This window comes from Flavobacterium sp. TSSA_36 (assembly GCF_051547165.1).
Lineage (GTDB): Bacteria > Bacteroidota > Bacteroidia > Flavobacteriales > Flavobacteriaceae > Flavobacterium.
Window position 1 is genome coordinate 461,099 of the sequence record NZ_JBPTTP010000002.1, and the last position, 22,953, is coordinate 484,051.

The following is a 22,953-nucleotide window of genomic DNA, read 5'->3' on the forward strand; positions in this document are numbered from 1 at the left end:
ATTCATTTCAAAGTTTAAGCACAAATTCGATTTCAAAAATAACAAAATGACTCTATTTTTTTATAAAAAACGAAATAAATTTTTTTAATATTTATATTTTGAGTCAAATTTTCTTTTTAAATCTGTTTTTTAAAATAAATTAATTACTTTTGATTCTAAAATTTATAAAAGACCTATGTAATGATACAATCAGAACAATCACTTTCTGCAAAATCTCAAATTTTGATAGAAAAAGAGGATCAATATGGTGCTCATAATTACCATCCACTACCCGTAGTCCTTGAACGTGGAGAAGGAGTTTATGTCTGGGATGTAGATGGTAAAAAATATTTTGATTTTCTTTCTGCTTACTCAGCCGTAAATCAAGGACATTGTCACCCAAAGATTGTTGGTGCAATGATAGAACAAGCACAAAAGTTGACGTTAACTTCTCGTGCTTTTCACAATGATAAATTAGGTGTTTTCGAAGAATACATTACAGATTACTTCGGCTTCGATAAAGTATTACCAATGAATACAGGAGCTGAAGCAGTAGAAACCGCTTTAAAATTATGCCGTAAATGGGCGTATGAAGTAAAAGGTATTCCAGAAAATCAAGCACAAGTGATTGTTTGCGAAAATAATTTCCACGGAAGAACGACTACTATTATCTCTTTTTCTAATGATGAAGGGGCCCGTAAAAGTTTTGGTCCATTCACCGAAGGTTTTATCAGAATTCCTTATGATGATATCGATGCTTTAGAAAAAGCATTGCAATCGTCACCTAATATTGCTGGTTTTTTAGTGGAGCCTATCCAAGGTGAAGCAGGTGTGTATGTTCCATCCGAAGGGTATTTGGCTAAAGCTAAAGCACTTTGTGAAGCGCATAATGCTCTTTTTATTGCTGATGAGGTACAAACTGGAATCGCTCGTACAGGCCGTTTATTGGCTACTTGCGGAAATTGTTCTTGTGAAAAAGGTTGTGAGAAAACACCTGAAGTACAACCAGATATTCTTATTCTAGGAAAAGCCATTTCTGGTGGCGTTTATCCAGTATCGGCAGTTTTGGCCAATAATGAGATTATGAATGTGATCAAACCAGGACAACACGGTTCTACTTTTGGTGGAAATCCAGTGGCAGCTGCTGTGGCTATTGCAGCTTTGGAGGTAATAAAAGATGAAAATTTGGCTGCGAATGCAGATCGTTTAGGAAATATACTAAGGCAAGGTTTAAATGATATAGCTGCCAAAAATCCATTGATTACTTTGGTGAGAGGAAAAGGTTTGTTGAATGCAATAGTGATTAATAGCGACGAAGATTCTGATTTGGCTTGGGATATTTGTTTACGATTTAGAGATTATGGTTTGTTGGCCAAACCTACTCACGGAAACAAAATTCGTTTTGCTCCGCCATTGGTTATTACTGAAGAGCAAATTCAAGAGTGTTTAGCGATTATTGAAAAAGCGTTAAATGACTTTATCTAGAAAGTGGTATGAAGCCAATTAAGTTAATTAAAAATAGATCCGATATCGGAGCGGGAACTCGCGGCTCTGATTTAGGAGTAGATGCTATTGAAATTGCAGCTATCAATCAAGGAAGTGATTATTTTAATCAGTTTCCTTTTGAAGATGTTAAGACGCACAACGAATCGATTTACGATAAAAACAGAAGTACTGTTGCTAAACGAATTGAACATGTGGTGGAACAATGTGTGCGTGTCAGTAATGCAGTTCAAAAAAATGTAAACGACTATTTTCCTATTGTTTTATCTGGAGATCATTCGTCAGCTTTGGGAACGATTAGTGGGATAAAATCCGCGTTTCCAGAACAAAATGTTGGGGTAATTTGGATTGATGCGCATGCTGATTTGCATTCGCCTTATACGTCACCTTCTGGGAATATTCACGGAATGCCTTTGGCGGCAGCATTGGCAAATGATAATTTAGAATCCAAAACAAATGCTGTAGACCCTGATACCCAAAAGTATTGGGAAGAAATGAAACAAATAGGGTACAAAGGGGCTAAAATTCAGCCAGAGAATTTAGTATATTTTGGAGTTCGCGATACCGAAGAAGCAGAAGATCAACAAATGGAACGACTGTCTATTCGCAATTATAAAGTAGACGAAGTACGTTATAGAGGCTTAGAGACTTGTGTGGCAGAAGCTTTGGTAAAGTTGTCTCATTGCGAAGTTTTGTATATATCCTTTGATGTTGATTCAATGGATTGCGACTTGATTTCTTACGGGACAGGAACACCAGTAGCCAAAGGATTTGATCAATATGAAGTAATTGCAATAATAGATCAAATCATTAAAACCAAAAAAGTAGTTTGTATAGAAGTAGTTGAGGTGAATCCGTTATTGGATACTAAAGGAAATAAGATGGCAGAGACGGCATTTCAGGTGCTGGAGTCAGTAACTTCAACTTTAGTTTTACCCATTGAGTAAGTAGGTTTTTTTATATATGTTGATTTAGTTGAAAAGACTTAAGATCGTTTTGATTTTAAGTCTTTTTTTTTTGCCCAAGTAAATGTTGGTTTTTATTGAGTTGTAAATCAAAAAAAAACCACTCCGAATGTTGGAGTGGTTTAATTGTGCTACATCATGAGTGGGTTAATACCCAGGATTTTGAGTGATTTTTTTGTTTGTATTCAATTCTCTTAATGGAATTGGGAATACTAAACGTGGATCATTGTATTTATAGTTCTGATCTTCACCAATAATATCTTCTTTATTTCTTTTGGCATCATGAATCCAAAATCCTTCGAAAGCTAATTCTAGTTTTCTTTCTATTAGAACATCTGCTAAAGTTGGTGTAGCTATGTTACCTGCTCCAGCACGATTTCTGATTTTGTTAATATCATTAGCTGGTGTATCTCCTACTGCAGAATTTAATCTAATATTAGCTTCAGCTCTAATCAATAACAATTCAGCTAATCGAATTAAAGTTACATTTGCAAATTGGTCTTTATATTTTGAAGTTAAAGCATCTCCAAAATCATTTTCATAATAAAAATCTTGTCTTTTATCATTTGAATCATTAAATAAATCGAAGTAACCAGGACCTATAGAAATATCACCACCTCTTCCACCATTTTGAGTAGATGCATAGGAGTTATTTATTTGGTTATCACCATTTTGTTTGGTAATCTGAATTGAAAAAACATCTTCTGGTTGATCAGCTGCATGATTGTATGTTGCAATTAAATTTGCTGATAAATTATAATTATCACTATTAATTACATTGTTTGCGCTAGCCAAAGCTTCTGGATATTTTTGTTGTTGTAAATACACTCTAGCTAATAAAGCCTCAGCTGCATATTTATTTGCGAAAATTCCATTTGTACTAGGTAAATCAGTAATAGCTAATTTTAAATTATTTTCTACTAAAGTATATACTTCTTCAACTGTATTTCTTTCTGCAGACAGATCAGTTCCTAGATAATTGTAAATTGCTTTTGGACGAATTACAACACCTAATTGGGAATTGTTTTTTCCATTTTCGTAAGGTAAAGCAAAGAATCGTACCAAATCAAAATAGACTAAAGCCTGAATAAATTTCGCTTCAGCAATCGCATTTTTTCTACTGTTAAGATCTTTAATTTTATCAGCATTTTCAATCACTATGTTGGTAGTGTTGATTACATCATAACTTTCACGATATAAATCCTCTGCAAAAGAATTATCGTTAATTATCGTCTTATAATAGATGTCGCCAAAACCAGCAAAGGTTCCCCACCAATAGATATGGGCATAATCTTCATTATCACTAACACCTAATAGATCACCCATAATTTGAGTACGTCCGCCATATAATGAGCCATTGGCTAAGTTGGAATATGCACCAACTAGAAGTTGTTTTATTCCTGCTTCATTTGATAATGCCGAATTACTATCTATACTTTGTTTTGGGTTAAGTTCTAATTCACTTTCGCAACTTATTAAAGTAGCTGTTAGTAAAACTGTTAGATATAATTTTATATTTTTCATTTGTAAGTATTTTTAGAAATTAAAGTTAGCACCTATAGCAAAGGTTCTTGCAGGGGGAGCAGAATAAAATTCTTCTCCAATTCTGTTTCCTTGATCTGCTCTCGCTTCCGGGTCGTATCCTCTATAGTTTGTAAATGTTAAAACATTAACGCCAGTTAGGTAAATTCTAACTTTGCTTAAGCCTGCTTTTTCAATAATATTCTTTGGTAAAGAATAGCCTATAGTTAGATTTCTCAAACGGATAAAATCTGCGCCATCTAAATATCTAGTAGAGGCTTGTGTACCATTGCCTTTTACGTATCTGGCTTGAGGTACATTGGTGATATCACCTGGTTTTTGCCAACGATTCATTTGGTCTACAGTTTGGTTATCCCAAAAATCACCATTAGCTGATTGGTAAAGACCTGCTGAATTATAGATGCTAGCTCCCCATTCTCCTTGGAAAGTAAAAGAGAAATCTAAATTTTTATAGTTTATTGTATTTGTTAAACCAGCCATCAAAGTTGGGAAAGGATTTCCTGCTACTGTTCTTTCTGCTTCACTATAATCATTTGTTTTAGTTCTGTCAATAGATCCATCAGCATTTTTAGTGTTTTTATAAAATAAAGCATCACCATTTGCTGGATCTACACCTGCATATTCAACTAAATAAAAAGAGTTGATATTTTCTCCTACACGGTTGATAGTAAATGTACCTATGATATCCTGATTGTTATCTGGCAATTCCAATACATTTGAATTATTAGTAGTTAGATTAAAGGAAGTAGTCCAATTGAAGTCATTATTATCTATAATTTTACCATTAATTACAAACTCAAATCCTTTACTTTCAACTAAACCAATATTTCTGGCGATAGATGATGCTCCAGAACTTATAGATAATGGAACATTAAATAATAAACCATCTGTTCTTTTGTTATAATAGTCGATCTCTCCAGTGATTCTATTGTTTAAGAAGCCATAATCGATCCCTAAATCCAATTGTTTTGATTTTTCCCATGTTAAATCATTATTACCTGGTTGCGTTGGTAATAAACCTGCTTTGGTATCATATGCGGCCATGGAATACAAGGATCTAGATTGGAAGTTTCCGATTTCTGCATTTCCTGTTTCTCCATAAGATGCTCTTAACTTTAAATTAGAAATTACACTGTTGTCTTTTAAAAAATCTTCTTCTGAAATTACCCAACCAGCAGAAACTGCAGGAAAGATACCATATCTTTTGTTTTCACCGAAACGAGACGATCCATCTCTTCTGATACTAGCTTTTAATAAATACTTGTTATTGTAGGAGTAAGAAGCTCTAGCAAAAAAAGAATCAAAAGCATAATCAGTCTCACTACCAGAGCCATTGATTATTTCGGCTCCACCATCGATTGTTTGAAAGTTGTCGCTTGGGAAATAAATAGAGGTAACATCTTGATAGCGACTATTAAAGCTATTAAACTCGTGACCAGCTACTACATTTAAATTATGTGATTCTCCAAACGTTTTATCGTAAGTAAAGTAATTTGATAAAGTATAAGATTCGTTGTTTACAGCTGCAGCAAATACTTCTCCATCAGTTGCAATGAATGGATAATTAGCACCATACCAGTTGTCTTGTGTTTGAGAATACAAATCATATAAAACATCAGAATTGAATTTTAATCCTTTTGCTAATTTTAATTCACCAAAGAATTTTCCAGTAACTCTTCTTATGATAGTTTCATTGCTTTGATTATCTAAAGCAGCTAAGAAATTTACATACTGAGTAGCAGTGTTAGCAGTTCCATCTGCATTTCGTGCAGGAGAAATTGGAGCTTGAGCTACGGCTTGTAATGGTGTAGTAAACGAGTTATCATTAGTATTTCGGTGTATGCTTGAGCGTGAGAATGACAAGTTCATTCCTACTAAAAACTTATCTGAAATTTTTGTTGAAATGTTATTTCTAAAATTAAATTTTTGTAAGTCATTCGCTACTAGTATACCTTCATTTTTTTGGTAAGCAGCTGAAAGGAAATAAGTAGTTTTGTCATTACCACCAGAAGCTGAGATATCTGCATCCGTAGTGAAACCTGTTCTGAAAGCTAAATCTTGCCAATCAGTATCTACTTCTCTTTTTCTCCAATCAGTGCCTGCAGCTAATTGGTCAAACTTATTTCCAGGGTTTTGTGGATTACTTCTATTAGCATTTAATCTCGATTCCGTAAATAATTCAATGTATTGATCAGCATTTAACCATTTCAGTTTATTGGTTGCTTCACTAACACCCTGAGAAAAATTCACAGCAAAAGAAGTTTTACCCGCTTTACCTTTTTTAGTAGTGATTAAAACAACCCCATTAGCTCCTCTAGATCCGTAGATAGCAGCTGATGAAGCATCTTTTAATACATCTATGGACTCAATCTCACTTGGTGATAAAGTCAAAAGTGGATTTAATGGTGCACCATTAGTAGACTCATTTTGATTAATTAATGGCATTCCGTCTAAAACATATAAAGGTTGCGTACCAGCACTAATACTTGCTTGACCACGAACCCTGATGTTAATACCTCCTTCAACCTTACCATTAGTTTGAGTAATTTGTACACCCGCTAATTTTCCAACTAAAGCACTTTGAACATTCGAAACAGGTACGTTTTGAATATCTTTGGCTTTAACACCTACAGTTGCATCAGTCATCTTCGCTTTTGATTGCGTACCATAACCTACAACTACTACATTTTCTAGTAAGTTAGAAGCATCTTTTAATCGTACTGTAACGGAGGAACTTGCTTTTACTTCAACAGTAGACATTCCTACAAAACTTACCACTAAAACGTCATCCGCTCCTGCTTTGATTCCGAAACTACCGGAAAAATCGGTTTGTGTTGATCGTTTTGTACTTTTTACAAGTACGTTGGCCCCTGGAATTGGAATTCCAGCCTGGTCAGTTACAATTCCTGAAACTGAAATTTCTTGAGCGACCGCTATTTGCACAAATAAGGCGAACAGCAATCCCAAAAAATACTTTAGATTAATTTTCATGTTATTATTATTATGGATTAGTGACGTCAAATATCACAATATTATGTTAAACAAAAAAAGATTTTTTTATTAAAATACTTTTTTTAGGCCATTTTTAAATATAATTTATTTATTGTTTAATTTTAATGTTAAAAAATATCTTTTTATGGCGTATTTTAAGTTTAATATGACTTTAATACTAATTTCAATTGTGTAATTATAAAAATATTCAACAATTTTAAATTAAATTGTTAAATATTTTATTTCGTTTACAAACAATTATTGCATTATTTAGTGCCTTATTAGTAAATTTTTATAAAAATATATCTTATTAATTATTTAAAAACATTGTTTCTTTGACAGTAAACAGATAGATTAAGTCATTTTTTTTAGATATAAAATATTTAGAATCTTGGCAAATAAAAACGACAACATCACCGCTAGCCAATCCTACTCTTTTTTTAGAAGAAAAAAATTTACCAGTGATTTCGATCAAAATAAGTATGACACCAATTCTCATTGTACACCCAGTAAATCAAATAAAAAAACGAAATCGATTTCATTTATTTTATATGCATGCATAATATATCAATTTCTTTTTCTATTTTTGAATGTAAAATTTAAAAAAATGGAAAAACAATCATTACAGTCTTTGTTGCAAATCACTTATCCTGTGATTATGGCGCCAATGTTTTTAGTATCAAATACCGACATGGTTATTGAAGCAATGAAAAGTGGCATCGCAGGATGCATTCCAGCCTTAAACTATCGCAATCTGGAAGACTTACGAGCTTCAATTGCCGTTTTGAAAAAATCAAAAGTAAGTGGAGGAAGTTTTGGCTACAATTTGATTGTTAACAAATCTAATGTAAAATACAAAGAACAATTACGAGTTTTGTGTGAAGAAGGTGTTGATTTCATCATTACATCTTTAGGTTCACCGGAAGAAACTATTAAAGAAGCACATAAAGTTGGCATCAAAGTTTTTTGCGATGTCACTGATTTGACATTTGCCCAAAAAGTTGCTAGTTTAGGAGCCGATGCAATCATAGCCGTAAATAATCAAGCTGGAGGACACCGAGGCAATTTATCTCCCAAAGATTTAACAACACTATTGAATGAAAAAACAAGCCTTCCGGTTATTTCTGCTGGAGGCGTGGGATGCAAAGCCGATTTAGACACCATGTTAGGATATGGAGCTATAGGTGTTTCTATTGGAAGTCCATTCATAGCCTCTATAGAAGCAGGCGTTTCACAAGAATACAAACAAGCTTGTGTGGATTACGGAGCGAAAGATATTGTGATGACAGAGCGAATTTCGGGCACACCTTGTACAGTTATCAATACACCTTATGTACAAAAAATTGGCACCAAACAAACCGCGTTAGAGACCCTATTGAATAAAAATAAAAGTCTCAAAAAATGGGTTAAAATGATTCGCTTTTACATTGGCATGAAGGCTACCGAAAAAGCAGCAACTCAAGCTACTTACAAAACCGTGTGGGTTGCCGGGCCAAGCATTGAAAATACTAAAGCTATTTTACCGCTTCAGTCAATAGTCAAAAATTTAGTAGGCTAATATGTACGAGAAAATATATTTAGTACTCAACCAATATTTTGAAAAAGCCACTTTATTTAAAGTACTGTTCAATTGGTCTCCTATGTACAAAAGAAGTTGTGGTAAAATCATCCATGTATCAAAAGATTTACACACCGTAAAAATAAAAATACCTTTGACCTACAAAAACAAAAATTACGTAGGCTCTCTCTTTGGAGGGAGTTTATTTGCTGCAACTGATCCTATTTACATGATTCAATTGATGCAAATTCTGGGCAAAGATTATGTCGTTTGGGACAAAGCTTCGGTGATTCGATTTAAAAAACCAGCTTACACCACCGCTTATGCTGAATTTCACTTTTCATCGGAAGAAATAAAAGAAATTCAACAACGTGTTACCCTTGAAAAAGAAGTGAATTTTGTTAAACATTTAAAAATCACAGATCTGCATCAAAACGTGTTCACAGAATTAGAAAAAACACTTTACATCAGTAGCAAAGCATATTACAAACAAAAATTAGCCAATAAAAAAGCAGCATTAGTTAATAATAAAGTCTAAAATCCAATAGCTGACAAAGCGCATAGTGTTTTTCAAATAAGGCTTCTACCACATCGGTCACCTCATCTTCTTTTTGACACAATTCAAAAAAAACTTTATCTAAACCAAAACTTTTTTTGGAAGAAGTAGCTCCATAGCCCGAAATAGCTCGAGCTCCTGTAATATCCAAAAAGTATTGCGCTTCCTCTTCTTCTAAATCAACTATTTTAGTATTGGCAAAATGAATAATTTTGCCTTTCAATTTACCTTCGAATAGTTCGGCTATTTCTTCTAAGCTATACAAATAATCATTAAGACAAATCGAATTAGCTTCACCAGGCATCACCAAATAAATGATTTCGTAAGCACTAAAATTAGTATCGTCATACAGCAAAGCAGTGAGACTTTCCTCCAGTCCTTCTATACTGTCACAGGCTTTGTAAATACTCGTTAATTTTTGATCAAAAACCATTTTTTCTAGATGCCGCAACACCTCCGTTTGTTCCTCTTTGTCTGCATCAAAAACTCCTTCTAGACAAAAAATAAATTTATCTCGATTCATGAAAAAAAGTGCTAAAGTAAGTTTGCAAACTTAATATTCTTTTCTTAATTACTATTTTTTTTGATGCTCTTTCTTACAATAGAACCGAAAATAATTGTTTATCAAGGACTTTGGAAATTGTGAATATCTATTTTTATAATTGCGTATTTTCTTTTGGGATAGCGCTATCTTTGGCTCCCTAAAAAAAAGTAAGATGAGCACAATTTGGTACGAATGCAAAATAAAATATAGAAAAACGGATGAAACGGGTGGACAAAAGATTACTACCGAACCTTATTTGGTAGACGCCTTATCTTATACGGAAGCCGAAAAAAGAATCAACGAAGAAATGGCGGCTTACATCAGTGAAGAATTCAAAATCACCAACATAAAAGTGGGAAATTATGCTGAAATTCATCCTTTTGAAAATGCAGACCGTTGGTTCAAATCAAAAGTTTCTCTATTAGCCTATGACGAAGAAAGTGGCAAAGAGCGAAAATCGAATATGTATCTTTTGGTTCAAGCCAATGATGTCAAAGAAGCATTTGACAATACCACGATCGCCCTAAAGAACACCATGGGAGAATACACAATTCCGGCCATTTCTGAATCTCCTATTATGGATGTTTTCCCTTATTTTAGTGGTGAAGAAGAAGAATCTGAAGCCTTGGAACGTTTCAATACCTTAAAAGCATCTTCGGCGCCAAAATACACTAATGATCTTCACGAAGCCGAAGCCTTACAAGCTGAATTTGCCGAAGTAGAGGAATAGATTTACTTGATGAAGTACTCAAAAAAGCCTGCAAATTCAATTCATTTGCAGGCTTTTTTGCTTTTAAAGGCATTGCAATTATTTATCAATTGACCCTAAAACTCTTTTCATAAAGGTATTCAAAGCTTCTTTCTTATCAGAACCTGTTTGTACCATTTTATGTACTTCTAATGCACCATACATATTTGAGATCAATTCACCAAGGACATCCAACTCTTCATCCTTTAAGGAAGAAACCTCCGTAAGTGCTTCTAAAACCTCAATCGTTTCAATGATATAATCTTGATCATTTTCTTCTATAAATTGTGTAAGATGTTTGATAACTGGGAGTTTCATTCGTTTAAATGTATAAGGATTAAACTATAATTATATTTTTATTAGAATTTAAGCGATTTCTTTTACTAAATCCGCTAAAACTTCTGCTTTGTTGGTCTGTGTTTCATTAACTAATTTTCCACCAACAAATGTGGCAAAAGTAGGTAAGTTACTCACATTGGCTAATTTTCTAGATTCTGGTGAATTTTCTGCATCGACCAAAACAAAGGCAATATTTTCATTTTCAGTGGCCATTTTTTTAAATTTTGGCTTCATGATTCGACAATTACCACACCAAGAAGCTGAGTATTGAACGATTACTTTTTCGTTTTGAGCCACCAAGGTAGCTAGCGTATCTTCATTTAATTCGATTAACATAATTTTTTAATTTAAAGTTGATAAGACTCTAAGTTTCTAAGTTTTTAATCTTAGCAGCTTAGTAACTTAGAGTCTTTCTAAAATTAGTTTAAGCTTAAGTATTCAGCAGTACTTTTTCTATCAGCGCTCATCGCTTCTTTACCGGCTTCCCAGTTAGCAGGACAAACTTCTCCTTTTTCTTGAATATGCGTGTAAGCATCTACCATGCGTAAGTATTCATTTACATTACGACCTAAAGGCATGTCGTTTACACTTTCGTGGAAAATTTTCCCTGTTTCGTCAATCAAATAAGTAGCTCTGTACGTTACGTTTGAACCTTCAAGGATCACTGAATCTGTTTCTTCACTATAGCTAGTGGATTCAATATCAAGGATCCCTAAAATGTTAGCCAAGTTTCTGTTGGTATCCGCAAGAATTGGATACGTTACACCTTCAATTCCACCATTATTTTTTGGAGTATTTAACCAAGCAAAATGCACTTCGTTAGTATCACATGACGCACCAATTACGATTGTATTTCTTTTGTTAAATTCTGGCAAAGCAGCTTGAAAAGCATGCAATTCTGTTGGACATACAAAAGTAAAATCTTTTGGGTACCAAAATAAAAGAACTTTTTTGTTGTTGTTTACCGCTTCTTCAAAAATGTTGATTTTCAAATTGTCTCCCATTTCAGACATAGCATCAACCGCAATACTTGGAAATTTTTTACCTACTAATGACATAATAATATGATTTAAAATTTTGTTTTTATTTCTGAGGCAAAAATAAGCAGGAAGTAGCGGCACAACAAAGAATCTTAATTAAAATTTACTATAATCGAATAAGGTTTGCTTATTTAATAAAATTATAACACTTTTTAACGAAATCGATATCAAATACATAACAAATTGATTATCTATACATTGAAACAAAATAAAAGCCTTTTAATAACGAAAAATAGCATCGATCTTATCGAGTACAATCAAATTGTATGTGCAAAAAAAAATCCGATCAGACAAAATTATTCTTACCGCGGGAAAGCGCAGTACTAGGAGTAGAAGTTTTAACTGATTTATAAAAAAGAATTTTAATTCAGAGTAGAGAATTGTATATCAATATTTTAAAAGATAGCTTTTCAAAAATTAATAGAAGATTGGATCGATAAGTCATGATTAAAGTACTTTATATTAAGACTTTTTTCATCAAAGAAGTTCTAAAAAGGGACTAGATTTGCTTCTCTATTTCACTGAGCAATTCTTGCTTTTTGAATGGTTTTGCGAGATAACCATCACAACCTAATCCAAGAATTTTTTCTTTTTCTTCGTTTAAAGCATAGGCTGTTACTGCAATGATTTTAGTCTTGATGCCTATTTTCCTAATTTCCTCTATACATTCATAGCCATTTTTAAAAGGCATATTGATATCTAATAGTATGAGATTTGGATTAACTTTCTCCAATAAACTCATCAATTCTACACCGTTTTCAACGAGATAGGTCTTGGCTTTACTTTGCCTTAATAATTCATCAATTAGCATTCTTGAATAATGATCATCTTCAGCAATTACAATTTCGTAATTCTCCAGATAGGGTGCATTGTCATTATTTTTGATACTGACTACTTTTTTAATTTCGATTTTTTTATTGGGAATTGTAAAATAAAACGTTGATCCTTTTTTACAGAGCGACATGAACCCAATGGTTCCACCTAACAATTCTACTAACGCTTTTGCAATGCATAATCCCAATCCCGTTCCTTCATGGAAAGCTGTCTCTTCTACTTGTCTAAATCGCTGAAAAATAATATGTTTCTTTTCCTTCGGAATACCTATCCCTGTATCTTTTACATAAAATTTTAAATTTGGCCCGGATTTATAAACCCCAATTTTTATAGTTCCGGCATTGGAATATTTTAGAGAATTTTTCGTTAAATTCACAAGAATCGCATAAAGCTTGTCTTTGTCAGTTAACAACTTAGCTTCTGATTTTTTCAAATGGTTCTCTATAATTAGAGTTATATTTTTTTTATGTGCTTCAGGTGTAAAGAATTTGTGAAGTTCATCTAATAAACTTGTGATGTTAGTTGGGATTAAATTAGCTTGCATTTGCCCCGCTTCTATCTTTGAAATTTCAATAAGTTCATTTATTAGATCCAAAAGCCTGTTGCCACTATTTTCAATAATTTCTAAATATGAATTTCTTGTTTCAGAGGACAGATAAGGATCTTTTAACAGATCTGTAAAGCCAATTATTCCATTCATGGGTGTGCGAATTTCGTGGCTCATATTGGCTAGAAAAACGGATTTTAAATTATCATTCTCTTCAGCCTTTTCTTTGGCTTTTATGAGGTTTAATTCCAGCTCTTTTTCAGTAGAAATATCAGAAATTGCCAATCTAAATTCGGCATTTTGCTCAGTAGAATCAATTTGTCTATTGCCACAAATTCGGGCGTAAAAATAAGTTTTATGATTATTAGTAAACAACCTCAAATCACAATATTCTTTAGGAGTTCCTTTAATTAAACTTTTAAAATACAAATAGTACTCAGATTGATCGTCAGGGTGTATGAGTTGTGTAAATTTTGAACAATATATTGTATCATTTCCTTCATACAGCAATTTATAAGCGGTTTTGTTAATTTTATTGATACCATTTTCGGTATCAACAATAATATAACCAATAGGTGCATTTTCAAATAAATCAATATAAGTGTCACTTACAAGTAATAATTTTTCTTGTGAAGCTAATAATTCTTGATTCTGATGTTCTAACTCAATTTGATAAGTAGATAGCTCTTCAATTAAAGATTTCAGATCTTTACCAGAAGTGTTTTCATACAAAATTTCATTTTCTAACAAAGATATTTTAGCATTCGTTCTTAGTATTTTTGCATTTTTATCCATAGCCTATCTGGTGTAAAAATTTAATTTGAAGTTGGTACTAAAAAAGGAAATCCGAATCCATACTATTCAAAACTAACTAAAAAACAGATAGTTACATCGTTTTTATTGCTTTATTTCGGAATAAACATCATGCATTTGCACTATCAAAATTTTTAAAAGATTATTATTTTTTTAAAACCCAAAAATGAAACAAAGAAAAAAATACATGTTCATACGAATAGGACTACGATAATTATGTCAATTTATTTTTAATAAATTTCATTAAAAAACAAGAAACATAAAACTTATAACAGTGGCTTCCTTGTATCACCGTAGCAGGATTGAATATCCTATGCTTAGTAGGAACAATGCCTACTACGGATTAAAATTTTGATTTATTCAAAATCTACTTTCATCACGATTCCAGCTATTTTTACAGGATTTCCTAGTTTATCACGAGAAACAATAGTTCCTTTATCTCGATAATGAATATAATGTCCTTTTTTATGCAAAATTCTATATTCAACAAAATAAATTTTAGAAACCCCTTTGATGAGATTTTCCATGGCTTTCATTACGTTATTTAAATCATCGGGGTGTAAAAGTTTGGTCCAGCCCTCATACCCTTCCCCAATTTCTGCCGAAGTAAATCCGAGCATTTCATGTTTACCGCTCCCTGTTAAGACGATATTATTTGGTAAATCCCACTCCCACCAGGACATTTCTCCCATTTCAAGTGAACGCTCTAAGCGATTGTTGATAATTGAAAAATCTTTTTGAGAATTCTTTAATTTATTGATTTCGATAAAGGTGATAATGATTCCTTCAATTGCGTTTATTGTGGTTCTGTAAGGAAAAATTCGCATTAAATACCAATTCCCTTTTTTATCTTCAATATCCTTCTCAATAGATTGTAACGTTTCGGATACTTCATGAATATCGTCCACAAAGCCGCTATATAAATTATTTAAGGACAAATGATTTATAGGTCTGCCATTATCAGTAACGAGTATGTTCGTAATTTGAACGGCCACTTCATTTATCTTTCTAATATTGAGTTTTGTATCCAGATACAAATGACCAATCTTGGTGTTTTTCAATAAATTTTCAAAATCGGCTGTCATTTCTATCAATTCGTCAATTTTTCGAATATGCTCAGAATTAACGGTATATAGCTCCTCATTAACGGATTGCAATTCCTCATTAGTGCTTTGTAATTCTTCATTTGCTGCAATTAATTCCTCATTTGAGGACTGAAGTTCTTCATTACTAGTTTCCAACTCTTCTACGGTTGCTTGTAGGCTTTCACTTTTAATTTGAAGTTCTTTTTCCAATTCATCAATGCGTTCGTTGAATTGTAAGTTTATGTCAATTTTTTCAACTTTTGCGTTGTTTGCTAAAGACACTTTCTTACTATCCTCTTCAAATACGACCATGAAATAATAAAGCCCATTCCCTCTGTTTTTTATCTTACGGCAAGTCAATTTTAAGGAATGCTTATGATCCGAAGATTCGATATTATCGATGACAATCTCTACATCATTATCATTTTTGTCCGCTCTTCTTATGATACTACTTACCGCAAGAGAGAGATCTAACGGCAACATTTTTAACAAATTAAGACTTACTTGACCTATCGGAATCCTCAAAAAAGTATTTACATTTCCGATAGTATGAACGATTTCAAATTGTTTGTCTATAATAACTGACGGTGGTAAGTAATCGCCCATAATTTTATCAAACAAATCTTCTAGAAATTTATTTCTTGAAACAGGATTTTTTATGCTCGTGGTAAGATGCAACAATTCACCAGAGTTACTAACCGAATGATTACTAAAATTGAAGCTTCCCGGTTTCATGTTTACTTTTTTTTGAAATATTTTGGATTTACTGTCAATAATACTAAATCCTTCAGCTGCAGCCCCTAGAGATTCACTTGATCCTAAAAACAAAAAGCCATTTTCTCTAATTGACAAATTGAAAATAGAAATAATCTTAAACTGAATATCGTTGTTCAAATAAATTAAGAGATTACGACAAGTTATCAAATCCATTTTTGAAAAAGGCGGATCATTGGTCAAATTATGCTTTGCAAAAATCAACATGTTTCTGATACTATCACTAATTTGATAGCCATTTTCATTTCTAACAAAATACTTAGAAAGTCGATCTGCCGACACATCAGAAATGATATTATCTAAATAAAATCCGGTACTAGCATAAGTCAATGATCTTGAATCAATATCCGTAGCAAATATTTTTATGTTGCGATTTAATCCGAATAAATCCAAATATTCTCTAAATAATATGGCAATGGAATAAGCCTCCTCTCCGGTGGAACAAGCGGTTATCCAAATTCTTATTTCTTTGTGTTCACTTGATTTTTCAATTATTTTCGGAATTACATTCTCTTTCAAGCTATTAAAATAGGCTTCATCCCTAAAAAAACGCGTCACCCCAATGAGCAATTCATTAAATAAAATATCAATTTCATTAGGATTATTAGTCAAAAAACTGGTATAATCCTCAAATCTATCAAATCGTTTTAAACTGATTCGTTTCTCGATTCTTCTAATTATTGTATTTTCTTTGTAAGACGAAAAATCTACATTTTTACTAGAATATAAAATTTGGATTACTTTTTTTAATTGACTTAACTCCAAATCAAGAAAGTTTTCATTTTTTTTGGTTTTATTTACAAAGGGATGCTGCACATAACTTACCAGCTCATCTGCTAATAACTTTGGAGGCAAAACCACATCTACAAGACCCGTAGATACGGAGCTTCTTGGCATTCCATCAAATTTTGCAGATTTATCATCTTGCGCCATGGTTATACCCCCATTTTCTTTGATCGCTTTAATCCCCAACGTACCGTCACTTCCTGTACCTGAAAGGATTATTCCGATAGCATTTTTTTCTTGATCTTTGGCTAGTGACCTAAAGAACACATCTATGGGCAAATTAAAGGTACGAATCGAACTTAACTCTGTCAAATACAAAAACCCTTTGAATATGGTCATCGTAGTTTTGGGAGGAATAAGATAGATATGATTGATTTGAATTTGAGTTGCATCGCTCACCACAACTATTGGAATATTAGTCACTCTGGAGAGTAATTCATTCATAAAGCTTTTGTAATCCGGAGACAAATGCTGAATTACCACAAAAGCAGCATTGATATCTGAGGGTAAAAACTTAAAAAATTCCTGAATCGCTTCTAAACCTCCGGCAGAAGCACCTATTCCTACTACAGGATAATCTAAAATACCATTAAGTTTGGTTTCTGAATTTGAATTTTTTGACTTACGAACCATATTGAGCGTATTGATTTTTTATTAGCAACCTATGTATTGAATCTAATAAAATAACTTGACTTTTTTAAATTATTTACAGTATGCTAGTACTTATTTATTTTACAAAAATTTTAAAATTATGAATTAAAGCAATTTTAGTGCTTATTTACTTTAGATTAGGAATCCAACTTTCAATACAGTAAAATTTATCAATTTTTATCTCCAAAAGGAGGCTATATTTGAAAATGCTGCAGAAAACATCTTGTTTCTACTACTAAATAACAAAATATTTTCTAGAATTATTTTATAACTTAAATATTATGTCAAAAAATGTCTTAGTCAGAATTTAACTCCATATAAAAGTAAACAATTTATCTAATAAAGACCTAAAAATCAATATTTTAAATTACATTTAATCAAAAAAAACTCTTTTTTTTCTCACTCTAGAATTAAATATTCCCGAAAAAAGTATCTACGTTTACAGTAACTTTCTAAACGTTTTTCTACGGCAACAAATGGTAGGATTAAAATTTTTCCATAACAATTGAATGGCTAGATTATCTGCCAATTCAGGAGTTCTGATGCAGTTTTGAATTCCCTTTTGGGTAAAAGTAGTGTGATACTCTTTAAAAATAATAGCGTGAACTCCTTTGTTTTGATAGTCAGGATGTACTCCAATTAAGTAAAAAAGTACATCTTTGCTGTTTCGCTTTGCCTTCAATAGATGCAAAAACCCAAAAGGAAACAATTTGCCTTTCGCTTTTTGTAAGGCTTCAGAAAAACTTGGCATTACTATGGCAAAAGCCACTAATTTACCATTCTTATCCTCTACATATTTGATGTACTCAGGGTTGATGAAGTTGATGTATTTCTTTTTAAAAAATTCTTTCTGAATATCGGTTATCGCTACAAATGAAGAAAGTTTGGCATAAGATTCATTGAAGAGATCAAACATGCTATCCACATAAGGAAGTACTTCTTGCGTCTTGGTGAAATTAATCGATTTTAATTGGTATCGCTTCCTGATTAACTCCTGAGCTTTATCAAAAGTTTCAAGTTTTACATTCGAAAATGGAAATTTATTTTCTACATATTCCTTTTCAGTAACATAACCTAATTGTTCAAAATGTTGAGCATAGTAAGGATGATTGTACCAAGTAATCATAGTGCCTACTTCTTCAAAACCCTCGGTTAGGACTCCCACTTTGTCTAGATTAGAAAACCCCATAGGACCTTCCACATATTCTAAATTGTTCTTACGCCCAAGTTCATACACTTTTTCAAGTAACGCTTGCGTCACATTGATATCGTCAATAACATCGAACCAACCAAAACGGACCTTTTTTTTGCGTTGATTATTCACTTCATCCCAATTGATAATCGTAGCAATTCTTCCAACGATCTTTTGATTTCTTTTGGCAACAAAAAAATAGGCCTCAGCATTCTCAAAAGCAGGGTTTTTTGTTTTATCGAAGGTTTCTAATTCATCGGAAATTAATGGTGGTACCCAATACTTATTGTCTTTGTAGAGTGAAAAAGGAAAGGTAATAAATTCCGTAATTTCTTTTTTGCTTTTGGCCTCGTGTATTGTAATCATGAATTTTATAGTGAAAAATGTAAGTGCGAATATAGCCAACTTTTATACAGAAAAAAAACAATCCATCAGGGCTTCCGCATTTAAAAATTTCTGCCATGAATTCACTAATGAATCATGGATTAAAACGTGTTTTAATGGCACGAATTATAACTTTTGATGGAATTCGTGACATTCAATTTCAGTTGCGATGACAATTAGTGTCAATTGGTGTAATTGGTGGCTAACTTTTTTTTACCGCTGATTCGCTGATTTTTAAAGATTAAAAAAAGTGTAAGATAGAATTCACTAATGAATCAGGAATTAAAGCGTGTTTTAATGGCACGAATTATAACTTTTGATGGAATTCGTGACATTCAATTTCAGTTGCGATGACAATTAGTGTCAATTGGTGTAATTCGTGGCTAACTTTTTTTTACCGCTGATTCGCTGATTTTCAAAGATTAAAAAAAGTTTTAGATAGAATTTACTAATGAATCATGGATTAAAACGTGTTTTAATGACACGAATTAGCAAAGTTGATATCATTTGTAACCAAATTTTTATCCAAAATATGAGTTATACATGAATACGTTTCAAAGCCTATTAAATTAATCAAATTGTGATTTTTTTTTCTTAGATCGAGACTGTTTTTCTGGATTATTGCTGGCTTGTGCATTTTTGTAAAATCCATCATAGCGCCATGAAATTCCAAATCCGCCATATACGAACGATGGAGTATCTTTGAAATTTGTACTCACAGAAGCATCGATTTGAAAATGATCATTGAGTAAATAAGCGGCTCCACCTCGAACGATCATATCACTATAAAAGTCAGAATTATATCCTTGATTTTCAATAAATCCTGACCATTTTTTACTAAATCCTCTAGTTAAAGTCACAACGTAACCATAACTTGGATAATCAGTCCCTATATAATCGGCTATAATATTAGTGACAAAAACCCAACGACCGTCACCAAGATGATTTTGAGTAATCAACATGGCTTTTGGAGAAATACTAGACTCGAGGGAGAAAGCATAGGGATTTCCTGAAAAAACAAAATTAGCTCCCGCGTAAACAGAAACAGCTGGTAGTAATTGCCTCCAATTAAAACGTTGATTGGCTTTCCAACTGTATAAATTGATTTTCTTTTCGTAGTTTTTAAAAGGATCATATACTAAATATTTGGCTCCAAGTATTGTTTGTCTTAGATTGGCTCGATTTACCGTACTAAAATTAGTAACATATTGATCATTTTGATATTGAATGTCGGCAATCACTTCTAATCGTTCTAAAAAAGCCCCCCAACGGAGGGTGGCATCTAAACCAAAGCCATTCACATCATAATTCAATAAATTATGATGTGAAGTAATGCCGTAAACGCCCGTTTCCATTTGGATTACATGTTTTCCTACGCCATAGGCTGACATGGTTTCGCCCGGTCGATTCGAATTAATTTGATCTGTATATTGTCCATACTGAAGAAAAGGGACGATTCCGCATGCGAATAAAAAAAACGTTTTTAAGGGCTTCATAATGACCATGATTTTATTGAGAGATAACGCAATCAAATGTACTATATTTTATGAATTGGCAAAGTAGTTACCCTATTCAAAATTTATGGGGTGCTGTATACTAAAAATGCCCACAGACTTGCTGTGGGCATACTACTAATTTTAGCTGTAAATGTATTGATTATAGCTTGTATTTCAAGATTGCCATTACTTGTGTGGGTGCAATTGGGTTTACACTATAATTTTCGTGAACAGTATAATTTAACTCGTTTGTAACATTAGAAACTTTGCATAACAATGATACTTTTTTCCAATCATATCCTACAGAAAAATCTAAGGTGGCATACCCTTTTAAAGGAATATCTCTATCTTCAATAGTAATGGTATAGGTTTTTGGATTAGTCGCCGGTTTATTTTCTGTCCACACATAACGATCATTCCATCCACCTACTCTATCTCCAATATAATTAGCCATGGCGCCTATATTAACTCCTTTGAAAAAACCTTCAGGAATTTTATAGAAAACACTAAAGTTGGCCGTATGTTTTGGCGTTCTAGTTAACAAATCACCTTCGATTAAACTTCCACTTGTACCTGAAGTTTTAGTGATTTTTGTTTCATTAAAGCTATAACCTGCTAAAATGTTTAAGCCTTTTACTGGATTTGCATTAATGTCAATCTCAACACCTTTTCCTTTGGTTCCACCTACTAATTCTTTCAAATTTGTATTTACGTTTGGTGTTTTACCGTCAGCTGCAAATGCTGCTGTTTGGGCTAAGTTATTGTTTTCAATAATGTAGGCTGTAACATTTGTAGTAATCAAACCTTTCATAAAGTCTTTTTTGATTCCTACTTCATATTGATCAATAATAGAAGGATCTAATGGTTTAAAATCTACAGTAGTTCCGGTGTTAGGAGTAAACGAATTGGAATAACTAGCAAAAAGAGAAGTAGTTTTGGTAGGTTGATACACTAAACCTGCTTTAGGAGAGAAGGCTTTGTTTACATTTTTAGTCCCTATTGTTACTGTTTTTTTTGTAAAATCAGTAGTGGTTACTTGTGATTCTTGCCAAGACCAACGAATACCTGCTAACAACTTAATTTTATCGGTAAACGATATTAAATCTTGAGCAAATCCACCAAATCTAGTAGTTTCGGTAACCGCAATTTGAGTATTGGTTGCATTAGGAATATCATTTCTTTGGTTGTTGGGATCAAAAGAAAAAAGGTTAATTGTGTCATATAAACTAGGGTCATACTTCCCATTAACCACTACTGCTTTCTCATTAAAAGCATAAGTGTAATTATCTGCAACAGCATATTCATAATCTGCGCCTGTAAAAATTTGATGCTTTACTTTCCCGGTATAAAATGCTCCCTGCAAACTTAATTGATCACCAAATATTTTTTCTAAATTTTTGTTTTGAACTAAACCTCTATTCCATGTTCCACGGATTGGGTAGGTATCTAAACCAGAAATTTGAGCGGTAGACTTTTGTGTTCTATTGTAATTTTGAAATGAAGTATTGAAATTTAGTTTCCAATTATTATTAAAATCATGCTCTAATAAAGCAGAGGCACTAGCCGATTTTGTATTACCATTAGACCATTTGGCCCCGAAAAATTGATTTCTAGGTAAGTCTAAAATTTCTTTTCCAATGATTCCTGTACCGAAATCTGGGGTCCAATCCGCGCTTAAATAATCACCTTGAAGGGTAATTTGCGTTTTTTCAGAAAGTAAAAACAAGAAAGAAGGATTGAAGTAAATTCTATCATTGGTTACAAAATCTCTAAAACTTTCTGATTTTTCATAGGAACCATTAAAGCGAAATGCTATAGACTGATTCAAAGGACCATACACATCAAAAGCTGGTTTGTAGTAATTGTAACTTCCAAATTGCATCGAAGCTTCTCCTCCGAAGTTAAATTTTGGTGTTTTAGTAATCATGTTTAAAATTCCACCGGGAGCAACGTTTCCGTACAACAAAGCGGCACCACCCTTCAAAAACTCCACTTTTTCAAGCCCTGAAATTTCCGGAATAGATCCTCCGTTGTAACGGAATCCATTTTTGAACATGTTATTAGCCGTCATGTCATAGCCTCTAGACCAAAAAGATTCTTGAGCACCACCACGAGCTGATCCTACATAAACCCCGTTAGCATTTTTAATCACGTCACTCAAACGTATCGCTTGTTGTTGTTCGATAATTTCAGCTCCAATAACTTGTACGGTCTGTGGATTATCCATTGGCTTTATGCCTGAACGTATGGCTGAAACTGGTTGTCTTTGTTTGTGTGCTTTTACAATAACTTCATTCAAAACACCACCTTTCTTATTTTTAGTGGTATCGGTATCCATATGATACTCGAACGATTCAAGAGTAGGTTTTTGAACCTCTATACTGGCAACGGCTTGTGATTTTTCTTGTGCATTACTTAGCAAGAAAGTGAACAATAAACTAGGGATTACTATATATTTCATTTTTTTATTTGGAATAATTAAAAATAATAATGCAAATATAAAACCCTCTTTTTAAATGACAAAGCTTATTTAGATTAAATACCAATAAAATAAGATGTAATGTTCAAAACACTGACTACCAGTATGATAAACAACAAAACAAGATGATAAATTGCTAAAATCAAA

The 22,953-nt window shown here is 32.7% G+C and carries 16 protein-coding genes; 5 read left to right on the forward strand and 11 right to left on the reverse strand.

What is annotated here, in order from left to right:
* Window positions 1-180: 180 nt before the first annotated feature.
* Entirely contained in the window at window positions 181-1,464 is a 1,284-nt protein-coding gene (gene rocD / locus ACSVH7_RS06030) for an ornithine--oxo-acid transaminase (RefSeq protein ID WP_438065788.1), read from the forward strand.
* Between the two features lie 8 nt (window positions 1,465-1,472).
* Entirely contained in the window at window positions 1,473-2,429 is a 957-nt protein-coding gene (locus ACSVH7_RS06035) for an arginase (protein WP_438065789.1), read from the forward strand.
* Between the two features lie 165 nt (window positions 2,430-2,594).
* Here the strand turns inward: ACSVH7_RS06035 and ACSVH7_RS06040 are convergent, their stop codons facing one another.
* Window positions 2,595-3,971: a RagB/SusD family nutrient uptake outer membrane protein gene (locus tag ACSVH7_RS06040; RefSeq protein WP_438065790.1), complete on the reverse strand. Its 1,377-nt coding sequence runs from the start codon at window positions 3,969-3,971 to the stop codon at window positions 2,595-2,597.
* Between the two features lie 12 nt (window positions 3,972-3,983).
* A complete protein-coding gene (locus ACSVH7_RS06045) occupies window positions 3,984-6,980 on the reverse strand; it encodes a SusC/RagA family TonB-linked outer membrane protein (RefSeq protein ID WP_438065791.1) in 2,997 nt (998 codons plus the stop codon).
* A 607-nt stretch (window positions 6,981-7,587) separates the two neighbouring features.
* Between ACSVH7_RS06045 and ACSVH7_RS06050 the strand changes: the two genes are divergently transcribed.
* Window positions 7,588-8,538 carry an NAD(P)H-dependent flavin oxidoreductase gene (locus ACSVH7_RS06050; RefSeq protein WP_438065792.1) on the forward strand — a complete coding sequence of 317 codons (951 nt, stop codon included), beginning with the start codon at window positions 7,588-7,590 and terminating at the stop codon, window positions 8,536-8,538.
* 1 nt (window position 8,539) lies between these two features.
* Entirely contained in the window at window positions 8,540-9,076 is a 537-nt protein-coding gene (locus ACSVH7_RS06055; protein WP_438065793.1) for a DUF4442 domain-containing protein, read from the forward strand.
* Here the strand turns inward: ACSVH7_RS06055 and ACSVH7_RS06060 are convergent.
* Entirely contained in the window at window positions 9,060-9,617 is a 558-nt protein-coding gene (locus ACSVH7_RS06060; RefSeq protein ID WP_438065794.1) for a DUF6642 family protein, read from the reverse strand. The genes ACSVH7_RS06055 and ACSVH7_RS06060 overlap by 17 nt on opposite strands.
* Before the next feature lie 193 nt (window positions 9,618-9,810).
* Between ACSVH7_RS06060 and ACSVH7_RS06065 the strand changes: the two genes are divergently transcribed.
* Window positions 9,811-10,368, forward strand: coding sequence for a DUF4494 domain-containing protein (locus tag ACSVH7_RS06065; RefSeq protein WP_438065795.1), 558 nt, complete (start codon window positions 9,811-9,813; stop codon window positions 10,366-10,368).
* Window positions 10,369-10,446: 78 nt separating this feature from the next.
* Here the strand turns inward: ACSVH7_RS06065 and ACSVH7_RS06070 are convergent, their stop codons facing one another.
* From ACSVH7_RS06070 to ACSVH7_RS06105, 8 genes are all read right to left on the reverse strand, one after another.
* Window positions 10,447-10,704: a DUF6952 family protein gene (locus tag ACSVH7_RS06070; RefSeq protein ID WP_438065796.1), complete on the reverse strand. Its 258-nt coding sequence runs from the start codon at window positions 10,702-10,704 to the stop codon at window positions 10,447-10,449.
* A gap of 48 nt (window positions 10,705-10,752) precedes the next feature.
* Window positions 10,753-11,061 (reverse strand): thioredoxin family protein, encoded by a 309-nt coding sequence (locus ACSVH7_RS06075; protein ID WP_438065797.1) that lies wholly within the window; start codon window positions 11,059-11,061, stop codon window positions 10,753-10,755.
* 83 nt (window positions 11,062-11,144) lie between these two features.
* Window positions 11,145-11,783, reverse strand: a complete 639-nt coding sequence (locus ACSVH7_RS06080) for a peroxiredoxin (RefSeq protein ID WP_438065798.1) — start codon at window positions 11,781-11,783, stop codon at window positions 11,145-11,147.
* A 481-nt stretch (window positions 11,784-12,264) separates the two neighbouring features.
* Window positions 12,265-13,941 (reverse strand): response regulator, encoded by a 1,677-nt coding sequence (locus tag ACSVH7_RS06085; RefSeq protein ID WP_438065799.1) that lies wholly within the window; start codon window positions 13,939-13,941, stop codon window positions 12,265-12,267.
* Between the two features lie 374 nt (window positions 13,942-14,315).
* Window positions 14,316-17,237, reverse strand: coding sequence for a chemotaxis protein CheB (locus tag ACSVH7_RS06090; RefSeq protein ID WP_438065800.1), 2,922 nt, complete (start codon window positions 17,235-17,237; stop codon window positions 14,316-14,318).
* A gap of 457 nt (window positions 17,238-17,694) precedes the next feature.
* On the reverse strand, window positions 17,695-18,813 hold the full coding sequence (locus tag ACSVH7_RS06095) for a GTP cyclohydrolase (RefSeq protein WP_438065801.1): 1,119 nt from the start codon (window positions 18,811-18,813) through the stop codon (window positions 17,695-17,697).
* 587 nt (window positions 18,814-19,400) lie between these two features.
* Window positions 19,401-20,327, reverse strand: coding sequence for a transporter (locus ACSVH7_RS06100; RefSeq protein ID WP_438065802.1), 927 nt, complete (start codon window positions 20,325-20,327; stop codon window positions 19,401-19,403).
* A 160-nt stretch (window positions 20,328-20,487) separates the two neighbouring features.
* Entirely contained in the window at window positions 20,488-22,788 is a 2,301-nt protein-coding gene (locus tag ACSVH7_RS06105; RefSeq protein ID WP_438065803.1) for a TonB-dependent siderophore receptor, read from the reverse strand.
* Window positions 22,789-22,953: the final 165 nt, after the last annotated feature.